Annotated in this window: 20 protein-coding genes; all 20 read right to left on the reverse strand. The window is 43.2% G+C overall.

The genetic code is table 11. The annotated features are described in order from the left end of the window. Positions 1–2 precede the first annotated feature (2 nt). The 20 genes from ADH68_RS11440 to traK all read right to left on the reverse strand — a co-directional run bounded on the left by ADH68_RS11440 (position 3) and on the right by traK (position 15,136). Positions 3–1,697, reverse strand: a complete 1,695-nt coding sequence (locus ADH68_RS11440) for a beta-ketoacyl synthase N-terminal-like domain-containing protein (RefSeq protein WP_068960707.1) — start codon at positions 1,695–1,697, stop codon at positions 3–5. Next, positions 1,685–2,101, reverse strand: coding sequence for an acyl-CoA thioesterase (locus ADH68_RS11445; RefSeq protein ID WP_068960706.1), 417 nt, complete (start codon positions 2,099–2,101; stop codon positions 1,685–1,687). The genes ADH68_RS11440 and ADH68_RS11445 overlap by 13 nt, the downstream gene beginning before the upstream one ends. Next, positions 2,098–2,556, reverse strand: coding sequence for a pseudouridylate synthase (locus tag ADH68_RS11450; RefSeq protein WP_068960705.1), 459 nt, complete (start codon positions 2,554–2,556; stop codon positions 2,098–2,100). The genes ADH68_RS11445 and ADH68_RS11450 overlap by 4 nt, the downstream gene beginning before the upstream one ends. After that, a complete protein-coding gene (locus ADH68_RS11455; protein ID WP_232321496.1) occupies positions 2,546–3,430 on the reverse strand; it encodes an LpxL/LpxP family acyltransferase in 885 nt (294 codons plus the stop codon). Before ADH68_RS11455 ends, ADH68_RS11450 begins: the two co-directional genes overlap by 11 nt. Continuing rightward, positions 3,431–3,673, reverse strand: coding sequence for an acyl carrier protein (locus ADH68_RS11460; RefSeq protein ID WP_068960704.1), 243 nt, complete (start codon positions 3,671–3,673; stop codon positions 3,431–3,433). It lies immediately after the preceding gene. 5 nt (positions 3,674–3,678) lie between these two features. Further along, the gene (locus ADH68_RS11465) at positions 3,679–4,788 is read right to left on the reverse strand and encodes a methyltransferase (protein WP_068960703.1); all 1,110 of its coding nucleotides are present in this window, start codon (positions 4,786–4,788) and stop codon (positions 3,679–3,681) included. A gap of 60 nt (positions 4,789–4,848) precedes the next feature. After that, on the reverse strand, positions 4,849–5,358 hold the full coding sequence (locus ADH68_RS11470; RefSeq protein WP_133165737.1) for a hypothetical protein: 510 nt from the start codon (positions 5,356–5,358) through the stop codon (positions 4,849–4,851). A gap of 12 nt (positions 5,359–5,370) precedes the next feature. Next, positions 5,371–6,594: a beta-ketoacyl-[acyl-carrier-protein] synthase family protein gene (locus ADH68_RS11475; protein WP_068960701.1), complete on the reverse strand. Its 1,224-nt coding sequence runs from the start codon at positions 6,592–6,594 to the stop codon at positions 5,371–5,373. A gap of 20 nt (positions 6,595–6,614) precedes the next feature. After that, on the reverse strand, positions 6,615–7,346 hold the full coding sequence (gene fabG / locus ADH68_RS11480; protein WP_068960700.1) for a 3-oxoacyl-ACP reductase FabG: 732 nt from the start codon (positions 7,344–7,346) through the stop codon (positions 6,615–6,617). Then, positions 7,343–7,579, reverse strand: a complete 237-nt coding sequence (locus ADH68_RS11485; RefSeq protein WP_068960699.1) for a helix-turn-helix transcriptional regulator — start codon at positions 7,577–7,579, stop codon at positions 7,343–7,345. The genes fabG and ADH68_RS11485 overlap by 4 nt, the downstream gene beginning before the upstream one ends. A 192-nt stretch (positions 7,580–7,771) precedes the next feature. Then, entirely contained in the window at positions 7,772–8,656 is an 885-nt protein-coding gene (locus tag ADH68_RS11490) for a carboxylesterase family protein (RefSeq protein WP_084274015.1), read from the reverse strand. 91 nt (positions 8,657–8,747) lie between these two features. Beyond that, the gene (locus tag ADH68_RS11495; protein WP_068960698.1) at positions 8,748–9,278 is read right to left on the reverse strand and encodes a glycoside hydrolase family protein; all 531 of its coding nucleotides are present in this window, start codon (positions 9,276–9,278) and stop codon (positions 8,748–8,750) included. Beyond that, positions 9,275–9,841, reverse strand: coding sequence for a DUF3872 domain-containing protein (locus tag ADH68_RS11500; protein WP_084274014.1), 567 nt, complete (start codon positions 9,839–9,841; stop codon positions 9,275–9,277). Before ADH68_RS11500 ends, ADH68_RS11495 begins: the two co-directional genes overlap by 4 nt. 3 nt (positions 9,842–9,844) lie before the next feature. Next, on the reverse strand, positions 9,845–10,717 hold the full coding sequence (locus ADH68_RS11505) for a toprim domain-containing protein (protein WP_068960697.1): 873 nt from the start codon (positions 10,715–10,717) through the stop codon (positions 9,845–9,847). Continuing rightward, on the reverse strand, positions 10,714–11,337 hold the full coding sequence (locus ADH68_RS11510) for a hypothetical protein (protein WP_133165738.1): 624 nt from the start codon (positions 11,335–11,337) through the stop codon (positions 10,714–10,716). Before ADH68_RS11510 ends, ADH68_RS11505 begins: the two co-directional genes overlap by 4 nt. A 67-nt stretch (positions 11,338–11,404) precedes the next feature. Beyond that, the gene (locus ADH68_RS11515) at positions 11,405–11,986 is read right to left on the reverse strand and encodes a conjugal transfer protein TraO (protein WP_068960695.1); all 582 of its coding nucleotides are present in this window, start codon (positions 11,984–11,986) and stop codon (positions 11,405–11,407) included. Between the two features lie 3 nt (positions 11,987–11,989). Beyond that, entirely contained in the window at positions 11,990–12,865 is an 876-nt protein-coding gene (gene traN, locus ADH68_RS11520) for a conjugative transposon protein TraN (RefSeq protein ID WP_449405092.1), read from the reverse strand. 155 nt (positions 12,866–13,020) lie between these two features. Beyond that, complete coding sequence (traM, locus tag ADH68_RS11525; RefSeq protein WP_068960694.1) at positions 13,021–14,220, reverse strand: conjugative transposon protein TraM; 1,200 nt, start codon at positions 14,218–14,220, stop codon at positions 13,021–13,023. Continuing rightward, the gene (locus ADH68_RS14295; RefSeq protein ID WP_068960693.1) at positions 14,210–14,512 is read right to left on the reverse strand and encodes a TraL conjugative transposon family protein; all 303 of its coding nucleotides are present in this window, start codon (positions 14,510–14,512) and stop codon (positions 14,210–14,212) included. Before ADH68_RS14295 ends, traM begins: the two co-directional genes overlap by 11 nt. Beyond that, positions 14,513–15,136 (reverse strand): conjugative transposon protein TraK, encoded by a 624-nt coding sequence (gene traK, locus ADH68_RS11535; RefSeq protein ID WP_068960692.1) that lies wholly within the window; start codon positions 15,134–15,136, stop codon positions 14,513–14,515. It abuts the gene before it with no gap. Positions 15,137–15,146: the final 10 nt, after the last annotated feature.

The following is a 15,146-nucleotide window of genomic DNA, read 5'->3' on the forward strand; positions in this document are numbered from 1 at the left end:
ATTTAGTTGGTTTTATTTGCGATAAAAATATTTGCTTCAAAACTGGTTGAATTTATGTATTCCACCCAACCTCCAATCACTGAATCTATTTGTTCATCACAGAACATACATTCAATAATGTCAGTTATTCTGTTCCAATCCTTGTTAGGTAGGATATAGAATGCTGTCTCGCCAAGTAGATGATGTCGGATGGCTAACTCTCCCGTAACGATATTGGGCAATGTATAGACAAATAATGATGGAGAAGGAAAATAATTTCCTTTGTCTTTTATTGTTTCCAAGTAGGCAATATCCGTATTAAGCGATGCATGGCTATTGAAAAAGGCTATTCCTCTTGAGGGCGTATTTTCAAAATCATTCTCCTTCTCAGCTTGCAACAGTATCTCGGATGCGATGAATCCTAACTTGGAAAGAGAATCCATTTTATAAAATTTGGGATAATCGCCTATTCGTTCCTTGTATAGCGCAGTCAAAAGTTTATCACCCGAAAATTCCAATTTGGCAGACACTCCGTCAATCACTAAAGAATCTTGTGTCAAAACTACCCTATGGGATATTTCAAACTGAGTATTACGAGTTTCAAGTCCACCTTTATCTTTCAGAGATACAAGAATTGAAGCATTCCCTCCACCAAATCCGGAAATCATCTTAATAAACGATGACCTATTTGTTTGCTGCAATGAAGAAGTAATGTTAACTTTTCCGCTTACGCCAAGTTCTTCAAAGTTTCTTGTTCCGAAAATGATGCCATCCTCTACAGAATGCATTGTTAGAATGGTTTCCAATACTCCGGCTGCACCCATGGTGTGACCAAAGTACCCTTTTAAGGCATTTGCCGGCACTTCCGAAAGTCCGGCACGGCTTATGGCTTTTGACTCCATTTGGTCATTATACATGGTAGCCGTACCATGTGCATTTACAACTGCAATGTCATCAAAGGAAGTCCCTTCAATTGTTTTACACAGTGACTGATAAGCTCCCTCTCCTTTAGGTGAGGGGCTGCTTATATGAAAACCATCGTTTCTTATCGCGCCTCCAATTATCTGCCAACAGCCCTTTTGGGGGTGCTTTGATAAAACAAGTGTTGCAGCAGCCTCACCCAAATTAAGACCAAGCCTCTCTATGTCAAAGGGTCTGCATTCTGATTCTGACAAAGCTTTCAAGGACTCAAAACCAGATATAATGAAAGGACTCTGCTCGTCAACACCACAGACGATGACATTGTCTGTCTTGTCAGCATCGATTAGCCGTGTGGCCAAAATGATTGCCGAGACACCTGAAATACACGCATTGCTGACAACTATTGGAGATTGGCTCAAACCTATTTTGTCAGAAATCTTTCTTGCTGCTTCACCTAAATTTATGATATTTTTATCATTTTCGGTGTCTTGGAGAACGCCTACGTTTCCCTTGGTGCTACTAAGGACTAAAACAGTTCGTTCGGAGATTATTTCCGGATGGCTCGTAATGGCACTCATAATTGAGTGATAAGCCAGAGACTCAAAACGAGTGAGATTTTCTTCCTTAAGCCCATCTATTTGTTCCTTTGTAAAAAGAGAGGCGGTAAAGGGAAACGGGATGCCATCAGCAGAATCGAAATGACGCAATGCGGTCTTTCCAAGTCTTACGGCTTGGAAATTTTCCTCTGTTGTGAATCCCATTGGGGATATGATATTATCACCTATTATTGCTGCCATTTTGCTTTCCAGTTCTCAAAAAATTCCGGATTAAATAATACGAGATTATAATCCATGTCCATGAATACTTGGATAGTGCGAGCCTTGCAGTATAGCAGATTGGTTTCCTTATCACGTATTTCGTAGTCAAACACAATCTTGGCAGCCTCAGTTGGACGATACGTTATATCAATTCGGGCCTTTACCCCGTAGCGGAGGGGGAATTTATATTGTATCTGCATGTCCACTATGGGCGCATAATATTGGTTGTCAAGATAGCCTTCATAAGTCAACCCATATTCGTCACCGAATGCCTCGCGTGCATCTTCAAGATATAACGGGTATGCGCCGTGCCATACGACCTTCATCATATCCACTTCGCTGAAGCGAATTTCTATGTCTTTTGATGACGTTAGTTCCATTATTCCTTGATTGCGATTTTTATCTCTGTTGTTGCAATGAGTCTGTCCGGTGTAGTGACCTGCGCTGTTGCCAAAAGCATTCCAAAGACCTCCTCATTGATGGTAACAGAGGTTTCTATGGTTTCACCTACTTTAGGAAGACTATGTGTTTGGAAATTCTTTATTGCTCCAATAAATCCTATCTGAATACCTTTCTTCAGTATATATTGATTTATATAGCCGATTCTTGCAGCACAAGTTTGGGCAATATTTTCAATGATGCCGGAAGCATCCAGCACTCCACCTTCTACAAAAATATTTGACATCAGCACCTGTGTGGTTGTTCTCACGTTGGTCATGTCGAAATGCTCCATCTGTCCTATCATGACAAATGGCTCCTGTTGAGGCAACAATGTGTGAACATCGATTTGCCTTACAAATTCATCTGGCGGGGTTCGCGGATTTATCTCAATTATCATTTTCCCAAAATTCAAAATAGTTATACCACTGAGTCGGATAGATATTTACAACACGCTCCAGTTCATTTACATAAGCCGAACTGAGTTGCCGGATCTGTTCCTTTCTTGGAGCCTGTCCATCGTAACAGAGGGGGGTAACTATGATTTTATATTTCTTAGCAGATATCTTAAGGACATTGACAGCAATTACTTCCAAACCTCTCATCGTGGCTATGCTGAATGGGCCATAGGGAAATTTGGCTTTCTCCCCAAGGAAGTCAATTGCAAGATGTTTGTCGGAACCGAATACACGGTCGGACGGCATACTGACAACCTCTCCGTTGGCCAATGCGGCATTAATTTCAAAGAGATGACCCATGTCTGGGCGAATGGCAATCATATTGATGTTCGTAGTCGAGAACAATTTTTGTCGATTGCGCATGACTGATTCCTTCTCACCGAAAAACACTAACGCATTGAATTTCTTCTTCTCTGCTTTTAATGTATATCCGGCAATTTCATAGTTCCCGATATGCGCACTTAACTGGATAAATCCGTCGGGATTATCTGCTAATCTCAGATAGTTGTCATAGCCATCTATCTCAACTTCGAACTTTTTCCCGGCATACATTGCGAACCTGTCAACGACCACTTGCCCGAACAGACAATGATTGACATAAGTCAGCCATGCAGCCCTTATAATGCCATTTTTTTGACGTTTACGCAAATATCGGTAGATTAGACCTCTACTTGGATTGATTGCCAGACAGACAGGAATAACAAAGATGGATACGAATCCGTAAAGAATCCGTACATCAATGAAACGGAGCATACGGATGAGCCACTTGTGCATCCAACCGTTGCCGTATGTAGTTCCTGCCCACTCTTTTTCCATTTATCCTACCTTGGATTCGATGTAGTCGCAGAACTGACCGAGGGTCTTGACATCTGTCATCTCCTCCGGCTTGATTTTGAATCCGAAGATTTTATCTACAATGACCACGATGTCAACGTAGTCTAGACTGTCAATCCCGAGGTCATCTTTGAGGAGGGCTTCAGCCACGAGATCATCTTCTTCAAGTTCAAGTTCCTCGATCATGAAGCCCTTTACCTTTTCTTCTATTTCTTCTCTTGTCATTACTGTTATTGGTTTATTAGTTTTACTTTTATTATGCTGTGCCCTTGACCCAACCCGTCATAAATTTTTTCTATTTCAAGTCCGGCTTTCTTTATGCACTCTGCAAGATCTTCAGTGTTGTACATTTTACTGTTGCCATTTGCAATGGCTGTAAAATATAGGCTTGTCATAGTCAGACAGAAAGCCGCGGGTTCAAAACGCTGACGGTCCCATAATGTTTCCATTATATAGATTCTGGTGTTGTCACCCATAGCTTCCTTGGCTATTGAAAGAATGCTTACGATTTCTTCCATTGAGAAGCAATCCAGAAACTGGCTCATCCAAATGGCATCGGGCGCGGTTTCGTTTTTGGGGAACTTTGCGGAAGCTTCAAGAAGATTAATCCCATATCCCTTTATGCGATTGGCTCCTTCTTTCCCGGATGTATTCGTTTCCATCAGCTTGATTTGCTGAGGAAGATCCAATATGGTTACCTCAACGTCATTATCATATGCAACACACTGGAGAGCCCATTTGCCGGTATTACCACCGACATCATATAGCGACCGTGTCTTATTCTTCTTAAATACAATTTCGAGAGCTTCTGGAAATGACGAATCACTGTAAAAATGGTCAAATCCGAACCATGACTTTTGCACTTGCTCCGGAAGGCTGGATAAGCCCTCGTAAACTGTTGGCCAGTCACCGAAATGTTTTAATCCGGCAGGCTTCCCCTCTTTAAGAGATTCTTCAAGGTGGAACCAGCCTTCGTAGTTAACATCATGATTAAAATCAATATTAACACGTACTGCTGGGTCGTTAATGAGAAACCATCCTGTCTTTGATATTTTGAACCGATCTGTTTCCGGATCTATAAAAAGTATACCGATACAAAGAGCAGCTTCCATCAGACATTTTGCAGCGTATATGGAGATGTTAGTATGTTTCGCGACTTCATCAATGGTCATACCATTATCTGAATCCCGAATTATATCCAAGATTCCCCATTTTAACAAAATGCGAGCAGTCTGGAATACCACAGGGCCAAATGCAATAAACTCTGCAAGACGTTGAGCTTCTCTTGCATTTAGATTGTCTCCTGAATATCTCTTTTTAAGTTCTGGAAATAGATTCATTCAATTTTTGCATTAAAAGTTATGGGACTCCTTAGCCCCATAACTTTATGATTCATTGGTTTACTTAATTTGTTTTACAATTAACTTCCCGAGACTTTCTCCGATGGACTTAAATTGATCTCGAAAGGCAATTTTATCATTGTCGTCTGCATCATCAGATGCAAATGTCATGATTGCGATAGGCTCATCCTGACCCTTTTTCTTCAGGTGAATTTCTCCTTTTATGTCTCCGCCTTTTGAAATGGTTTCCACTACCATTTCAAAGTAGTATTCAGAGTCTGTCTGAGTATCTTTGTCAACAAGACGAACACCATATTCGCCAGTACGCGAATTAGCCTTTTGGAAGAGGTAGTTGAGAGAACCTTCTTCCCAGTCATTGTTTCTGACTGCTTTGTCAAGGGAATCAACAAGTGTACCAGCTTTGCTGTACACAGCACCATCCCAATTGACAATGAACGGAACGCTTTTTGCTCCCTTCAGTTCTGAGAGTGAACCTGTCACGAGTTTGGTCCCTGCTAAAGCAGGGATTGCCATCATGACAATTAAAATTGAAAAGAGTAACTTTTTCATATGATTATTACGTTAGATTATTTTTTTTATCACAAGAGCACTATTTGTTCCACCAAATCCAAATGAGTTGCTGAGTGCAATATCAATTGGCATGTCTATTGTAGATTTAGCTATATTAAGATTAGCTGCATGTTCACTAGGCTCATCCAAATTGATGTTTGGTGCTACAAAACTATTTTGCATCATCAAAACACAATAAACAGCTTCGCTAGCTCCAGCCATCCAACACTCATGACCGGTCATGGATTTGGTAGAGCTTATAAGAGCTTTCTTCCCGCCGAATATCCGGTCTAATGCTATTGCCTCATAGTCATCACCCTGAGGAGTTGAAGTGGCATGTGCATTCACATAATCAACTTCCTCAGCAGAAATACCTGCGTCTGCGAGTGCCCTTTTCATTGCTCGCTCTGACCCTTCATCGCTGGGCTGTGAGATGCCTCCGCCATTTGATGAAAATCCATATCCCACCACTTCAGCAAGAATGTTTGCACCTCTGGCAATGGCGTGGTCATAATCTTCAAGCACCAATGCTGCGGCACCGCCACTGGGAATCAATCCATCCCTGTTCTTATCAAATGGACGTGATGCTTTGGTAGGCTCATCCATTCTTGAAGAGAAAGTGCCAAGAGCATCGAAAGAAGACATTGAGTAGTAGTTGGTTTCCTGAGCACCTCCAACCAATATCATATCTTGAAGACCTTGTTTAATCATCATATATCCAAGACCTATAGAATGAGATCCGCTGGCACAGGCTGCACTTATGGTCATATTAATTCCTTTAAGGTGGAATATGGTGCTGAGGTTCATATTGACCGTCGAGTTCATGGACTGAAAAATAGAACCAGATCCTACTAATGCGGAATCTTTCTTTTCTTTCATTATTTCATGAGCCTCAATGACAGCCTTGGCCGATGAATCGTTACCGAAGATGATACCAACTTCGTTCTCCTTTAGATAGTCATCTGAAATGCCGGCTTCATCAAATGCTTCTTTGGAAGCCATAAACGCATATTCCGACTCTTCGGACATTCCGGTCCTCTGACGCCGGTCGAGAATGCCCTTTAGTTTCGGACGTTCCACAATTCCCGTCAGAGCGGACTGGTAGCCATAGTCTAACCTGGCTTGTTCCAAGCCAATTCCAGATTTCCCTTTATATAGTGAATCCTGTACTTCTTCTTTATTTTTTCCGATACAGGACCAAATTCCCATACCTGTGATTACTACTCTTCTACTCATTGCAAAATCAGATAATGAGGTTAACTGTACAATCCTCCATTGATATTGATGACTTCGCCAGTTATGTAACCAGCCTCGTCAGAACAAAGAAAACCAACCAATGCTGCTACTTCCTCCGGACGGCCGAAACGATTCATTGGAACCAATTTTTTCAGTTCTTCTTGCGGAAGATCCTTAGTCATGTCGGATTCAATAAATCCTGGTGCGATGGCATTCACTGTCACATTTCTACTTGCCGTTTCCTGCGCCAGAGCTTTGGTTGCACCGATTAAAGCACCTTTTGCGGCACTATAGTTTGTCTGCCCGGGCATTCCTTTCAAACCGGATAACGACGCCATATTAATAATTCTGCCACCATGTCGGCGCATCATCATTTTGGGAAGCAGCTTACGGGTAACATAGTAGAAACCATTAAGCGTCACATCAATAACATCATGCCAATCTTTCTCAGGCATCATGAACATCAGATTATCCTTTCGTATTCCAGCATTATTTACAAGGTACGCAATGTAGTCATCTGGATGCTCATCTTCCCAACGTTCTATTGCACTACTAACATCTTTTTCAGAGGCCACATCAAACTGAAGAAGATATGCAGTTCCTCCAATGGATTGCACACACTTTAATACATCAAGGGCGGCAGTCTCATTTGAATGATAATTTATTAGAACCGGAACTCCCATTTGTGCAAACTTCAAGCAAACAGCTTTGCCGATTCCTCTGGATCCACCTGTTACTAATGCGTACTTCATAAGTCATCTGTTTTTAATAATTCCTCGGACGATTCTCTAAGTAATTCCGAAACTGGCGTTTGCAACAAAATAGATATGTCATAAAGAACAGGGATACTGGGTTGAGAAGCATTAGAACAATAAGAGTTAACCTGCCGAAAAGTTATATTCAACTTTTTGGCTAGCCATGTCTGCGTACGACCTTGTTCTTCAAGTACTTCTTTAATACGATTGTAGTTTCCTGATTTCATCATTCATGATTTTCGGTGCAAAATTAAGAAAAACTTCTTCATATTCCAAATTCTGGAACAAGAAACTGCCTGAAAATATGTGTATTTAGGCCGTAAAGTAAAAATATAGCACTACCTACCCAATGAAATAGACCTGCATATACAAAAAAAGGATAAGCCCTTGACCTATCCTTAAGAATATACATACCAAATTGCTTATGGTTGCAAAGCAATAGCATTCTGGATTTCTATACCATGGTGAAGTTTTGATTTACTGAAAATCCAGCTTAAAAAATCCGGGGATGCAAATGCCTTATCCCAACATTCATGTCCCACATCGGGAAGTTCAATGAGCTGAGCATCGATGTCATGCTTTTTTAAAACATTATATGCTGCTTCAGATGCTTCAATTGGTATGACATCGTCATTTGTTCCATGATATATACGGAACGATGTATCTGTTATGGACGAAAGTTTGTCCGGATTTACAGCACCACAAATGGCAACTGCGGCGGCGAATATATCAGGGTGTCTCCAAGCTGCGTCATATACAGCAAGTCCACCCATAGAAAGGCCAACTATATAAATTCTATTCTTATCGATATGCAGAGTATTGGCACAATTCTCCACCAGCTCAATTACCCCCTTCATAATGGGAGTCTCGTCTTGATTTTTCATGATGTCCTTCTGAGATTTTGGGCTCTTATTCAACGACCAAAAATAGTCATCTGGACATTGAGGGAAAATCACATATGCAGGGTATGACTGTCGAGAACTTGAATTTGAGAAAAGGTCTCCACCATGTTCTAGTTGTTTCTTATTATCATTACCACGCTCACCGATTCCGTGCATAAAGACAATCAGAGGATAACTACTTTCTTCTGATTCTACAATATTGGTAGAATCCGGAGAGATTATTCTATAATTTATGGTGAGACCATCGGAGGAACTATATGAACCATATTCATACAGTTCCTGAACACTTTCTTTGTCATGCCCAAATGCACAGACAAAAGACATCATCAAAAATAATATAGTGTAGAATCTATTCATAGAGTATTTGTAAATTGGTAATTCTTCTTTCCCAACAATTAGCATCATTGGTTGGTTTAATGGATACGTAATACAGCAAACAATCCTGACAGACCTTTATTACTGAAAGTTTGTCAGGATTGTTATATATGGAATTTATTTAAGGGATGAACAGGGCTCCGAGTTCCGTTAGTCTGCGAGTGTATAATCCTTTGTGCCATTTGCCTCGGTAGTGGCAGTAGGAGGTGTAGGCTTTGAAGATGTTGCGGTTGCCGGATTTGAGCATTTTATAGACGCTAGACTTATTTACAGCACCGGGGCCGATGTTGTAGGCTAATGCTCCAAGCAGAATACTATCCTTTCCCATGTCGCGGTATAGAGCGCAGAATTTCCGTAGGTCTTTGCGGAGAAGTGCATCGGCTTCGCGCTCACTCATCTTGTAGCCACGAAAATATTTCTCTCCGGGAAGTTTTCTATGACCGTAACCCAAGTATGGCCAGTGGCGGCGTGAGTCATGTAAAGTTTCAAACTTCTTTATTATGAGAACTGCACGCTCAAAGATCGTCAGTTCCATTATGCTTCGTTTTGTTTTCTGCTCCCTTGCGGGGGCAGTTCGCTGTGAGGCGGCGTTGCCGGGCATTGTTCCTACAAGGGAGAACAATGCCACAAAGAGTATAAGGAGTTTCTTCATTGGCTAATAGGTGTTAGTGTACCGGGATTGATTGGTGTCACGACAGTACTTTCCGATCCGCCTTTGTCATCGCTGTCGTTGTTGTTGAACTCAAAGGTCTGTTCCCAACGAGTCCCATAGTTGTCCTCAATCGTTATCAGAAGTTCGTGACTTTCTGAGGAGTAAGCGGTGTAGTTGAGCCGGAATTGCTTGGATTCGAGGAGGACGCGGTCATTGTTGACGAGTGTCGGGCCATCAACGAGTTTCAGCAAGCCTTTACCCTCATACTGGAAATAGCGGATTGTGTAGAGTGTGTTGGTGTAGTTACCTTCGGGGACGATGGTCATACGCAGTTCTACGGTTTCGCCATTGGCTATTTTGTCTGCGTATGGCATAACTTCCACCGTGAAGGGATATGATTGTTGCACATCGAGGTCATCGTCGCAGGAGGTGAGGGATAACACGAAGGCAAAGACGATTGCCCAGCAACCGCAAAGCGCTTTCGTAGTGGAACGGAGAAAGAACCCGAAGAAACGGGTTGGAGTGACACGGGCTGAGCCGATTCTATTGAGGATTGTTTTCATTTTTCAGAGTTTGAGTTTTGATTTTGCTGTCTGTTTAGGATAGAGCGACATGAGATAGTCGTTCAGATCCTTGTGATTGGGGTAAAGTGCGGACTTGTCCATTACCTTATCGCCTAACTCCTGCTGGAGCTTGACGAGTGCGGCTCGTCCGGCATTGTCGTTGTCGAGATAGCAACTGACCAGACTGTATTCTCTCAGTGGCGCAATGGCTTTATTCAGATTGGAGACAGAGTTAAGCACTATTGTGTCAGTGCCGTCATTATATCCGAGTCGTTCCGCTGAGAGAAAGTCAATGAAGCCTTCAAAGACATTACACCGGGCGTTGCCATTGGCTATATGAGTTATATGCTTGGGTGGATAAGAGCCTTTGAAAAAGGAATTACGCAGTTCATAGCCATGCGCGTTATTTTCAAAGCCGATGGCGTAATACCTCTTGCCATGTAATTCATAATCACACTGCACACAATAGCGTTGGGCTATGTCGCGTGGTATGCCACGGTCATCAAGGTATTTAAGCAGAGCCGGAGCCTCCAGTCTGGAGATAGCAACATTCTCAAATGTCGGTTCTTCCTTGAACGGCATTGGCTTGTAGGGTTTCTCTACTGGCAACTGCATCTTTTGGGCGATGAACTCCGCCCGTCTGATGAAGTCTGTTTCGCCTGTCAACTCTCCGGCAAGGTTGAAGATGTCGCCACCTGCACCGCTCCCAAAATCGAACCATAAATTTTTGCGCGGGTTGACATGGAACGAGGGCTTACGCTCATTGCGGTATGGAGAGTAGAACCACAATCCTTTGCTGTCGCGTCCTGTCGGCCGATAGCCGAGGTGGTTGAGGAAATCCACCAACGGGATTTGTCGGATAGCGTCGATGTTCATAGGCGCATACCTCGTTTCTTTTTCGGGATTTCCGTCTTCTCAAGTTCAGTCCTATTTAATGCCAGATTTTTATTCATAGCTGACATCTCAGCAACAATATATCGTTTGATTTCCGATATATTGGATGAACCTATCATGTGCCATACAAGAGTAAATATGTTCCCTTGTTTCTTAGACTTGGTGTCATGCCAACAATTAGTGATGGTATTAACAGCGATAGTCCGATTCTCGTCATTTGAATACGGAGCTTTGTAGTAGAGAATGTTTCCATCCGCCATCAGAGGTTTGGGTTGACCCAACGCTTTCATAAAAGTAGTCAGATGGATTTTGTCATAATCTACATCAAAAGTTTCCGGCTCCATCAGTCTGCGACTCATTGCACGCAGTTCCTGTATTTTCTCATATTCATTAGCTTTACGGACTATATAGCCATCAATATCATCTCTATCAGCACCTTTTGCAATAAGTCGTGCCAAATCCCTTATATCCCCCGATTTGCCAGTCACTTGGTCATACCATTTTCTTGCCAAATCATCAACAATAAATTTAGGTTCCGAATCATTTCTATATGGAGTATAATAGAGTTCGACGTCATCACTGACAAGGTCAACACGTCTCATGCCTATAGCCTCCAATAGCTTGTATATGCTGATTTTGTGTATATCATCTTTTGTGTATCTCATAGGCTCATTCGATTATAAATTTTACGCCAACACCATACTGAGTATGGAAATGGCCCGTTGAGTTGCCGAACACAAACCGTTCTTTCACATTGGCAGTCAAGGCTATTTTATCAGATAGATAAAAGTCTGCCTGAACAGTCAGTGCGCCGCCATAGATAAAGGCGTCGCCGTTGTGGAGCGTGGATCCGTCGGACAGCACCGACTTACCCCAGTTTACCGTTTCATATCCGCCGAGGGCAGACACGCCACAATAGAGGTGAAAAGCCTGCGAGTAGTCGCTCAACAGGTGGAGATTGTAGCCTACCTCGCCCGTGAACTCCGCAACAGGGATACGACCTTTTTCGCCGTATGGCTTGTAAGTCTGGAGATACTCGCCGCCAAAAGTCCATGTGTTGGCGTTACCCTTGAAAACGGAGTAATAGACACCGAAAGAATAGCCGCAGTTGCGGGAGTTGCCGGTATAAAAACCGTCTGCCATATTTGCCTTTACCTCGACCGCTGACATTCCGGGGAGGCATCGCTGGGCCATTGCCTGCCCTGTGAAAAGAGCAAGCATGGCAGCGAAAAGAATTATCGCTTTTCTCATTGGTTACTGGATTGAAAGTTCGTCGATTACGTTGGCTCTCACAATATCCTCGTTCTCCACTACGAAAGACTGATGGCGGCCGCCTTCCTTTTCGGCGACCTCGATAACGAGCTGTTTATCGTCGGGGATAGTGAATTTCTCCAAGGCGAACACGGTTCTTTCAGAAGATTTGCCGTGAACAACAGTCACATAGTTCTGGGCGCGGAGCGGTTCAAGCACCTGTTCCTGCATGGCGGTTCTCTTGATAACTTTCTTGTCCACAATCTTGAACGACACAAAATCAATGTCGAAAGCGATATTTGAGGTATTCTTCAGTTCGGTGTGGAAATAGAGAAGTCCATTGTTGGTGTAGATGCTTTTCAGTAGGAACTGGACACCGAAACGCTTGCTGCCTATGTGTTTGATTTCGCGCTTGTTCTGTTTGTAGATTGATTTCATAATCAGTTTGACAAGCATCGGCGACTCCTGACCGAGTTTTTCCAGATAGATCTCCTGCGCGTTGTTGGGGCGGTTCACAGCCTCACCGTCATGGAGAAAATCAGTCATCTCGATACTGAGCAACAGCGGCTCTTTGGCAAATTTTACATTAAACGTGTAATAGCTGCCATCTTCGGTGATAACCGAAAGATTGGTTTCCTGCTTGAACGACTTGAAAGCCGATTTTACACGCAACACATTCTTTGCACCGTCAGCGAGTCCGGCAACGAGGTTCTCATTGCCCAAGTCCACATAAGTGATTTCTGCCGGGAAGATGATGTGCGTCGTTTTCTCATACGCAACTTCCAGTGCGTGAGGCGGTATCATGCGGTCAAAGCCGACTTTTCGGGTAAGACCGTCAAATTTGTCGCCGTCGGTGTAGTTTGCGCCGTACACGTTCATATCGTGTTCGGCGACCGTTTCAGTGTCAGACGACACGTTGTTATCGGTATTTTTAACTGTTTTGGCGTTGACAGCGGTGGCTGCTCCGAAGAGTGCCACTGCCACAACAAAGAGTTTTGTGATTGTTTTCATTCGTTGTTGGTGTGTTTTGTTGATTATTGCTCAACCTGCTTGAGCATCACTTTATATCCGGATTTCAGATGCACTTTCACCTGACGGACTTTCTTGGTAAGATATTGACCTACGCCGTTGAGTAAGCCTCGACCCACATCGGAGACAATTTGCGCTCCGGCATTGGTGGATATGTTGATTGAGCTGCCGACGGTACTACCCATATTGGCTCCGATTTCTTTCAGTGCGTCAGACTCCATAGAATTGGGAATGTTGATACCCTCTTGACCGTCTGAGTCATATACAGCGAGGTCAACTTCCATTATACAGCCTAATGCCTCAATGCTCTCAATCGTGATTTCAAGGCGTTCACCTTGCAATCGTGCCGAGCCGACAACGGTTGTATTCTTTGGCAACAGAGAGTTCCCAATCCACATCGGTTCAAGAGTACGAAGTTTCACGCTCTGACCGTCAATTACCGACTGGTCAGAGGCTATACAAGCTGAAATGGTATTTTTGAAATTTTGACGCTTGCCGCCGACAACAGTAGAGAATGATCGTTCAGATGTTGCCGCATTGAGAGAGGAAACCACATTGCGGTTGACCTGATTCACGGGCATAACTTTACGCTCCTTCACCGGCTCATCGACAATGATCGCCTGTTGGCTACCATTTCCAGTGCCGAGATACTGCGCCGCCAACTGATAAGACTTCTCCATCAGCTCCACTTCATTGGGCTGCTGAGTCTGCTGCTGGGCGTAGGCATTCTGCATTTCCAGTTCATCAATCCTCGCTTGAAGTTCTGCGACCTGTGCCGCAGACTGGTCTTCGGGAATATAAAAATCTTCAAGTGACGCTTGGACTGACTGGTATGCCTGTGCCGATGACTCTATTGCAGTCGGCTCTTCTGAAATATTTGTCGGCATCGTATCCGCCATTTCAGTGAATGTCTGGACTACGCTATCCTGTCGGTGCTTTTCATCTTCAAGTGCCTTAGCCTCCATTGCTTTGAGTTTGTTCCCTTCAATTTCGGCATTGTCACCATCCGGCAGCTCCATATTGGCGTTGCTTGTGTCGGTCATGTCTGACGAGAATCCACTGCCGAAAATTAACCAAAGGGCAACTATGAATGTCAGGAACATCGCGGGAAATACAATGGCATACTTTTTAAGTTTGGCTCTCTCAGCCTCATTTTTCGGCTGAAACCAGCCATTGACTTTCGTTTTCAGTTCTTCAAATGTCATCAAATGTTGGTAGTGACTGTTTTTCAGTTGAAGCTGGTAACTCCACTGCCTTTATATGCTTTATCTCATCAATGTGCTGACGGGCTTGCCCCAGTCCTATGTGGTAACAGGCATTGCCGAACAATAGAAATGCGATGAGGACAAACAATCCGAAGAATATACCCACGATTGTCAACCGTCGTTTCTGCGGTATATTATCACATTTGCATATAAGGAAATTTCTCAATTTCCCTTTGGGAGTGTGCCACACCTTATTATATATGGTGTCGCGTACTTTTGATAAAACTCTCACTTATCGTTTGATTGTGGAAATATCTTTATTTTCAAGGATATTGAAACCCTCGATTATAAAGCCGTTAGGATTGTCATCTGATCTTGACGAATTGGTCAGCTTGCAGGTTGTTATAAGACTGCGCTCAGTCACGTTGCTCTGACGAATGATTTTCTGCTTCGCATAAGTAACCGCCGTGTATGGATAGTTGGTGAAGTTGCATACAACGCTGTCCACCTGACATATCTGGTTGATGTTGCCTGAGATGATTCGGTTATAGTAACCTTTTTCAGAGAAGTCAGAGTAGTAATTGTATGCGCTATTATCTGAGAGAATCAATGCGCGGTTGATATTGTGTTCGATGGCCGATTTGTCCGGCGAGAGAGTGAAAAACAATTCATGGAAACGTCTTACATGCTCCCGTGCCTCTGCCGGACGGTTCTGGCTCATGTCCTGCGACAAGGCAAGCATCAAAGACTTGCCATTGTCAAGGACATAAATCTTCTCACGCTGCTTCTCAGCAAACTTGAAAACCATAACCAGAGCCACCGAGACAACCACCGCACACATAGCCACAAATACAATTCCGAAAAGCCTTATCTGACGGAAAGATGACTCTATGTTTTTAAGTGATTTGAACTCCATTTAATCGGTG

The sequence above is a fragment of the Muribaculum intestinale genome, from assembly GCF_002201515.1.
GTDB classification, from domain to species: Bacteria; Bacteroidota; Bacteroidia; order Bacteroidales; family Muribaculaceae; genus Muribaculum; species Muribaculum intestinale.